Annotated in this window: 1 pseudogene; it reads left to right on the forward strand. The window is 67.7% G+C overall.

What is annotated here, in order from left to right:
- Positions 1-220 (forward strand): annotated as a pseudogene (locus L6D89_RS32585) (hypothetical protein); the annotation flags it as partial.

Genomic DNA, 220 nt, shown 5'->3' on the forward strand with positions numbered 1-220 from the left:
TTCACGGTGGCCAAGGCCATGAAGCTGGACATCCTGGAAGCGATCCGCTCAGCCGTGGACGAGATGGTCGACGGCGGCCAGGACTTCAACACCTTCCGCCGCGAGCTGCAGCCGCTCCTGGTCAAGCTCGGTTGGTGGGGCAAGGCCGACATGCTCGATCCGCTGACCGGGCAGACCCGCGAGGTCCAGCTGGGGAGCCCGCGCCGGCTCCGGGTCATCT

This window comes from Pseudomonas pseudonitroreducens (genome assembly GCF_021603645.1).
GTDB lineage: Bacteria > Pseudomonadota > Gammaproteobacteria > Pseudomonadales > Pseudomonadaceae > Pseudomonas > Pseudomonas pseudonitroreducens.